This is a genomic window from Christiangramia marina (assembly GCF_048285865.1).
In the GTDB taxonomy this organism is placed as follows: Bacteria; Bacteroidota; Bacteroidia; order Flavobacteriales; family Flavobacteriaceae; genus Christiangramia; species Christiangramia marina.
This window is the reverse complement of record NZ_JBLVTK010000002.1, coordinates 841567-849088: the sequence shown is the minus strand read 5'-3', so window position 1 is coordinate 849088 and position 7522 is coordinate 841567. Positions and strand designations below refer to the sequence as shown.

Genomic DNA, 7522 nt, shown 5'->3' with positions numbered 1-7522 from the left:
ATAGACAGGAAGTGAGAATTCACTAGGTTGCAAAGCCTGAGTATAAGGAATGTCTCCAAATCCATCAACTAATAAGTGCCAGGTATAAACTTCTATCACTTCAAGTTGTCCTAGTCTAGCGTCTTTTTGACCCTGAGTCAAGCCTTCGTTAGCATTCACAACTCTCTTTGCATCCTGAAGATCATAAATTACATTTGTGTAATATCTACTCCAAACTGCATCTGGATTTTGACGAGCTGTAAAATCGTAGTTAGGCTCATCAGTATAAGTCGTTGTAGTCAAGTACTGCCCAAGGAACCTGTAAAGAGGTTCGTTTACATTCGGGCTAGCGGTGTAATCACCAAGACTTACTGTAGCAGCTGTAAATAAGAAATCTGAAGCTACAGCATCGGGGTTTTTAGGATCCCGGTTTAAATTTTCATACTGTTCATCACTCTGGCAGGACCAAAGCATTGCAACAGCTGAAAGAGCAACAATATATTTTTTCATAGTATTTTAATTAAAAGTTAAATTTAAGACTAGCACCTATTTCTCTCATTGTTGGGTAAGCACCAGACTGGTATCCTTGAACGTTACCAGCACTTAAACCTGCTTCAGGATCTGCGTAAGGAATACTCTTGTCGATGATCCAAAGGTTACGACCAATGAAGGATACAGAAGCTCTTGTAAATGGTAAAGCTTCAAGTACTCTATCACCAAAGTTATAAGTAAGCGTAGCTTCTCTCAACTTAACATATCCAGCGTCATATACGTGAAGTGCGTTAGGAGCACGTGCGTACCCAAAAGGGTTAGCGTAGTAATCTGTTCTAGCTCTAGTCTCATTTGGAGAAGTGTTAGTTACTTCGTAAGTACCATCAGCGTTAAAGCTAACATCACCCTGAACACCATCCAGAAGAACACCACCACCGTTTTCGATAGTATTTCTAATTGGATTACCAAGTTCGTTAGTACCTACACTACTAGCATAAATACCGGTAGCAGTACCATACCATTGGTCAAGAGAGAAAACGCTTCCACCTTTTTGAACATCAATTAAGAATCCAAGAGCTATGTTTTTGTAAGTGAATGTGTTCTGCACACCACCAATCCAATCTGGCTGGAAATCACCAATAACATAGTTTGAGTTAGGAGTTTTAGCATAGTAACCAGCAGATGTGATCACTTTGTTACCTTGATCGTCGTAAACGAAATCTGTTCCTCTAATAGCACCGTATGGTTCTCCTGGAGCAGCATTAATAGAAATACCACCTTGTAAGCTAGCTAACTGTAGGTTTTCAATACCATCAGCAAGTTCAAGTACTTCGTTCTCGTTCTTCGCCCAGTTCACGTTGATGTTCCAGTTGAAGTCTTCAGTTCTAATTGGGTTCAAGGTTAATGCAACCTCGATACCTTTATTTTCAATTACACCAGCATTAAGCAATTGCTCACTAAATCCGGTTGAAGGAGATACAGGAACTGGAGTAATTTGATCTTCAGTTCTTGATCTATAATAAGATACATCTAAGCCAATTCTTCTATCGAAGAAGTTTGTTTCCAAACCAACTTCATATGACTTAAGACGCTCTGGCTTTAAGTTAGGGTTTCTAAGAGTTGCATTGTTGCTTGCAACACCTGCTCCATTAAATCCAGCAGAAATAGTATACGTATTAAATACGTTGTAAGGATTAGTATCATTACCAACTTCAGCGTAGTTACCTCTAAGTTTTGCGAAACTTAACCAGTCTGCATCAATCAGGTTAGATAACAAAACACTTGCAGATACCGCAGGGTAGTAGAAAGTGTTGTTTTCTTTTGGTAATGTAGAAGAACGGTCTCTACGGATAGTACCTTCAAGGAAGTAAGTATTGAATAAACCTACACTTGCTCTAGCGTAAACACCATCTAACATTCTTACAGATTCGTACTCTGAAGGTGGGTTAAGTGGGCTAGCACTATTACTTAGTGCGTAGAATCCAGCTTTATTTAATCCTCCGTTTGTTGAAGCAAAAATGCTATTTCTTTCGTTTCTTCTTAAGTTGAAACCTAAGTTACCATCAATGTTAACATCATCACTAATGTCCTTATTGAAATTTAGGATAAGGTCATAGTTGTATTCAGCAGCTCTGTTGTTGTAACGGCTGTATTTAGCAATATCTGCTGATCCTACATTAATTCTTTCTTCTTGTAGTTCGTCAAACGTATCAAAAGTAAATCTACCTAGAATGCTAAATACATCATTCAATTCATAGTTAAGGTTTACGTTTCCAAAATATCTGTTACGAGTATCAGTTTGAAAGTTCTCGTAGAACGTCCAGTATGGGTTATCAGAATAAATAGGTGATAAATCATCTGGAGAATTTGGGTTCCAGGTAATGTTCTGTCCTGTAGCCTCGTAAGCTCTTCTTTGCTCTTCGAAATCTACGTTAGTTTGGAACCACTGTCTGAACTGTTGCATAATGTTCAAAGAACTGTATCCAGTTCCGTAACGTCCTTTACCATCAGTCTTAGTATAAGTAATGTTCGCCTGAGCATTAAACTTATCTGTGAATTCATGAGAACCACTAAACTTAAGTGTGTTTCTCTTGATGTTGGAGTTTGGAAGGTTACCTTGTTGATTCAGGTGAGTTCCACTCAATCTGAAAGAAGAAGTTTCTGAACCACCATCTAAAGCAACAGAGTTTACAGAAGTGTAACCAGTTTGCCATACGCTGTTAGGATCATTCTTACCAGCTACCCATGGAGAAGCTTGTTGGTAAGTGTCTAAATCAGGAAAAATAGAGTTCCACTGGTAAATTTGTCTGTTAGGATCAAATGCAGCACCAAAAGAAGCATCTTCAGTAAAAGGAGTTGTCTCATCCAGGTTACCGTCACCGTCTACATCATACAAGTTGAAGTATCCGTCTTCAGAATCATAGTAAGCACCGTATCCAGCACCATATTGATCCTGATATTCTGGAAGTGTTTCCATATCTGGATTCGTCACAGTAATAGAAGACTGTACAGATATACCAATACCTTTACCTTTAGAGCCTTTTTTAGTTTCAATAATTACAACACCATTCGCAGCTCTTGCTCCGTAAAGAGCAGTCGCAGCCGCACCCTTAAGTACGTTGATAGACGCGATGTCATTCGGGTTTATATCCGAAGCGGCGTTACCGTAATCATATCCACCACCTCCACGAGCCTGTGTGCTAGTGTTTGGAGTGTTATTGCTAATAGGAGTACCATCAACAACAAAAAGTGCCTGGTTGTTTCCTGTAAGAGAGGAGTTACCACGAATTACAACGTTCGTAGATCCACCAAGTGTTCCTGAAGACTTAATACTAAGACCGGAAACCTTACCTGATAGAGAGTTCACGAAGTTTTGTTGTGGAACATCAGATACAGCTTCACCACCTACTTCCTGTGTAGAGTAACCTAGCTGTTTCTTCTCTCGTTTAATACCTAATGCAGTTACAACAACTTCATCAAGTTGAGCAGAATCGTTCTCCATTACCACATCGATTTGATCATTTGTGCTAACGGTGTATTCTGCTTGTTTCAATCCAACGAAAGAGAAAACCAAAACATCTCCCTGAGTTGCAGTGATTTCATAATTTCCGTCGAAATCTGTTTGGGTACCCGTGCCTGTACCTTTAATAAGAACGTTCACACCAGGAAGTGGAAGACCATCTGAGTCAGTCACCGTACCCGCAATGGAACGTTCCTGTGCAAAAGTTATTTGCACCACGAACGCCAGTAATAGCGTTAAAATACTACTAAACTTTGTTTTCATTTTAAAATTTGTTTGAATTAGCCGATGCCAAATGTGATAATAAATGGTTAATAAACCAAGCTTTTCCTCTCGAAAAACGTGCTTTATTAGAAGGTTTTGTTAAATTCTGCTTTAATTGTTGATAAATTGAAGACATGCTAAAAAAAACCAGTAATTCGAAGTTGTGTTTGAGGATCTCATATATCCCTTTGATTGAATTTCTAAATCATCCATAGTTCCACTTAAGTACTCCGAAGATGAAACTGTTTGAAAAATAGATAGTAACGTATTTGAATAATCCTTTTTTATTTATATCTTTGCAAACCCTAAAAATCGGGGGATTAAATTTTATTAATAATTAGTGTATAGGAAATTATGCCAACAATTTCACAATTAGTACGAAAAGGAAGAGCCAAAATAACCAAGAAGAGTAAATCGGCTGCTTTGGATTCGTGCCCTCAAAGGAGAGGTGTTTGTACACGTGTGTATACCACTACTCCTAAGAAACCAAACTCTGCTATGAGAAAAGTAGCAAGGGTAAGGTTGACAAACGGGAAAGAGGTTAACGCCTACATTCCTGGAGAAGGACACAATCTACAAGAGCACTCGATAGTATTGGTTAGAGGTGGAAGGGTAAAAGATTTACCAGGTGTTAGATATCACATTGTTCGTGGTGCGCTAGATACTGCCGGTGTTGAAGGTAGAACTCAGCGAAGATCTAAGTACGGTGCAAAACGCCCTAAGAAGTAATTAAAAACTTTTAATGTAAAGAAATGAGAAAAAGACAGGCGAAAAAGAGACCGCTTTTACCAGATCCAAAATTTAACGATCAGCTAGTTACGCGTTTCGTGAACATGATGATGTGGGATGGTAAGAAGTCGGTAGCCTTTAAGATTTTCTATGATGCTATTGCAATTGTAGAGGAGAAAAAACAAGACGAAGAAAAATCTGGTTTGGAAATTTGGAAAGATGCTCTTTCTAACGTTATGCCTCACGTTGAAGTGAGAAGTAGACGTGTGGGTGGTGCAACATTTCAGATTCCAATGCAAATTCGTCCAGACCGTAAGGTTTCTACTGCTATGAAGTGGTTAATTAGTTTTGCGCGTAAGAGAAATGAGAAGTCTATGGCTGGAAAGCTATCTGCTGAAATTCTTGCTGCTGCAAAAGAAGAAGGAGCTGCTGTTAAGAAAAGAGTAGATACTCATAAAATGGCTGAAGCTAACAAAGCATTCTCTCACTTTAGATTCTAAAACAACATGGCACAAAGAGATTTAAAATTTACTAGAAATATTGGAATTGCAGCTCATATTGATGCGGGTAAAACTACAACAACAGAGCGTATCCTTTATTATACAGGTATAAGTCATAAAATCGGTGAGGTTCATGATGGTGCTGCTACTATGGACTGGATGGAGCAAGAGCAGGAGCGTGGTATTACTATTACTTCTGCGGCAACACACTGTAAATGGATGTACCGCGATCAGGAATTTACTGTAAACATTATTGACACTCCAGGTCACGTAGACTTTACTGTAGAGGTAGAGCGTTCATTACGTGTTCTTGATGGAGTTGTTGCATTGTTCTCTGCAGTTGATGGGGTTGAGCCTCAGTCTGAAACTGTTTGGAGACAAGCAGATAAATATAGAGTTCCACGTCTAGGTTTCGTTAATAAAATGGACCGTCAGGGTGCAGATTTTTTCAACGTATGTCGTCAGGTAAGAGAAATGCTTGGTGGTAACCCGGTGCCATTACAGGTACCTATTGGTGATGAAATCGACTTTAGAGGTGTGGTTGATCTTATTTCTAAAAAAGCGATTATCTGGAATGATGAGGATCATGGGATGACTTATGATACTATCGATATTCCTGAAGAGCTTTTAGACGATGTTAATAAGTACCGTGCAGAATTAGTGGAAGCGGTTGCAGAATATGATGAAGCTTTGATGGAGAAATTCTTCGAAGACGAGTCTTCTATTACTGAAGATGAGATCATCGCTGCATTAAGAGCTGCTACTATAGATATGAGCATCATCCCAATGATGTGTGGTTCTGCATTTAAAAATAAAGGTGTTCAGGCGATGCTTGATGCCGTGATGCGTTACCTTCCTTCTCCAGTAGATGTAGAAGCAATTGAAGGTACTAATCCTGATACAGGTGAAGAGGAAAGTCGTAAGCCAAATGTGGATTCTCCATTTTCTGCGCTTGCCTTTAAAATTGCTACCGATCCTTTCGTAGGGCGTCTGGCATTCTTCCGTGCTTATTCAGGTACTCTTGATGCTGGTTCTTACGTGCTAAACGTACGTTCAGGTAAAAAGGAGCGTATTTCAAGAATTTATCAAATGCACTCTAATAAGCAAGAGCCAATCGATAGTATCGAGGCTGGAGATATTGGAGCTGCTGTTGGATTCAAGGATATTAAAACAGGTGATACTCTTACAGATCTAGATCACCCGATCGTTCTTGAATCTATGTCTTTCCCTGCACCGGTAATCGGTATCGCGGTGGAGCCTAAAACTAAGGCCGACGTTGAGAAAATGGGAATGGCATTGGCTAAATTAGCTGAAGAAGATCCAACATTTACTGTAAAAACTGATGAGAACTCAGGTCAGACAATTATTTCTGGTATGGGTGAGCTTCACTTAGAGATCATTATCGATCGTATGAAGCGTGAGTTTAAAGTAGAAGTGAACGTTGGTGAGCCTCAGGTAGAATATAAGGAAGCTGTTCGTAGAGATGCAGACCAGAGAGAAGTTTACAAGAAACAATCTGGTGGTCGTGGTAAATTTGCAGACATTGTTTTCACTATGGGGCCTGTAGATGAAGATTTCGAAGGTGATGGTCTTCAATTCATCGACTCTATTAAAGGTGGACGTATTCCTAAAGAATTCGTTCCTTCAGTAGAGAAAGGATTCAAAGAAGCAATGAAAGCTGGACCACTTGCAGGATTTACAATGGATTCATTGAAAGTTGAACTTAAGGATGGTTCTTTCCACCCTGTGGATTCAGATCAACTTTCTTTCGAATTGGCTGCTAAAATGGGATACAAATCTGCTGCGAAATCTGCAGGAGCTGTTATTCTTGAGCCAATCATGAAAGTAGAAGTTGTGACTCCAGAAGAAAATATGGGTGATATCGTTGGTGACCTTAACAGAAGAAGAGGTCAAGTAAACAACATGTCAGACAGATCTGGAGCGAAGGTAATCAAGGCTGAAGTGCCGCTTTCTGAAATGTTCGGTTATGTAACTACATTAAGAACACTTTCATCAGGTAGAGCAACTTCAACTATGGAATTCTCTCACTATGCTGAAACTCCTTCAAATATTTCTGAAGAAGTAATTAAAGCAGCAAGAGGAGCAGCTAACGAATAATCTTAAGGAAATGAGTCAAAAAATCAGAATAAAACTAAAATCTTACGATCATAACCTGGTAGACAAGTCTGCTGAGAAAATCGTAAAAACCGTAAAGACTACGGGAGCTGTTGTTACCGGACCAATTCCGTTGCCAACAAATAAAAAAATCTTTACTGTTCTTCGTTCACCTCACGTGAACAAGAAATCTAGAGAGCAGTTTCAATTAAGCTCTTACAAGAGATTACTTGATATCTATAGCTCTTCTTCAAAGACGATTGATGCGTTGATGAAGCTTGAACTTCCTAGTGGAGTAGAAGTAGAGATCAAAGTGTGATAAAACAGTTCCGCGCACTGCGGTGCGCGGTTAACATGTCCTGAGCGTTTCGCGAAGGAAAAACGGTGAAAAATACAATTCAGGGCTGAATGTGTTTTTCAGCCC

At 39.4% G+C, this 7522-nt stretch carries 6 protein-coding genes; 4 read left to right on the top strand and 2 right to left on the bottom strand.

All coding sequences use genetic code 11. The features are described 5' to 3' along the window. Together ACNKXS_RS10505 and ACNKXS_RS10500 are read right to left on the bottom strand one after the other, a co-directional pair. Positions 1 to 489 (bottom strand): SusD/RagB family nutrient-binding outer membrane lipoprotein (locus ACNKXS_RS10505; protein ID WP_417920787.1); only part of this gene is annotated, 489 nt, incomplete at its 3' end. A gap of 10 nt (positions 490 to 499) precedes the next feature. After that, positions 500 to 3754 carry a SusC/RagA family TonB-linked outer membrane protein gene (locus tag ACNKXS_RS10500; protein ID WP_417920786.1) on the bottom strand — a complete coding sequence of 1085 codons (3255 nt, stop codon included), beginning with the start codon at positions 3752 to 3754 and terminating at the stop codon, positions 500 to 502. A gap of 354 nt (positions 3755 to 4108) precedes the next feature. Between ACNKXS_RS10500 and rpsL the strand changes: the two genes are divergently transcribed. From rpsL to rpsJ, 4 genes are read left to right on the top strand one after another with little or no spacing between them, the layout of a single operon-like run. After that, entirely contained in the window at positions 4109 to 4483 is a 375-nt protein-coding gene (gene rpsL / locus ACNKXS_RS10495; RefSeq protein ID WP_010230128.1) for a 30S ribosomal protein S12, read from the top strand. A gap of 23 nt (positions 4484 to 4506) precedes the next feature. After that, the gene (gene rpsG / locus ACNKXS_RS10490; RefSeq protein ID WP_026915144.1) at positions 4507 to 4983 is read left to right on the top strand and encodes a 30S ribosomal protein S7; all 477 of its coding nucleotides are present in this window, start codon (positions 4507 to 4509) and stop codon (positions 4981 to 4983) included. A gap of 6 nt (positions 4984 to 4989) precedes the next feature. After that, a complete protein-coding gene (gene fusA, locus ACNKXS_RS10485; protein ID WP_417920785.1) occupies positions 4990 to 7101 on the top strand; it encodes an elongation factor G in 2112 nt (703 codons plus the stop codon). Between the two features lie 10 nt (positions 7102 to 7111). Beyond that, positions 7112 to 7417: a 30S ribosomal protein S10 gene (gene rpsJ, locus ACNKXS_RS10480; RefSeq protein WP_026915146.1), complete on the top strand. Its 306-nt coding sequence runs from the start codon at positions 7112 to 7114 to the stop codon at positions 7415 to 7417. Positions 7418 to 7522 lie beyond the last annotated feature (105 nt).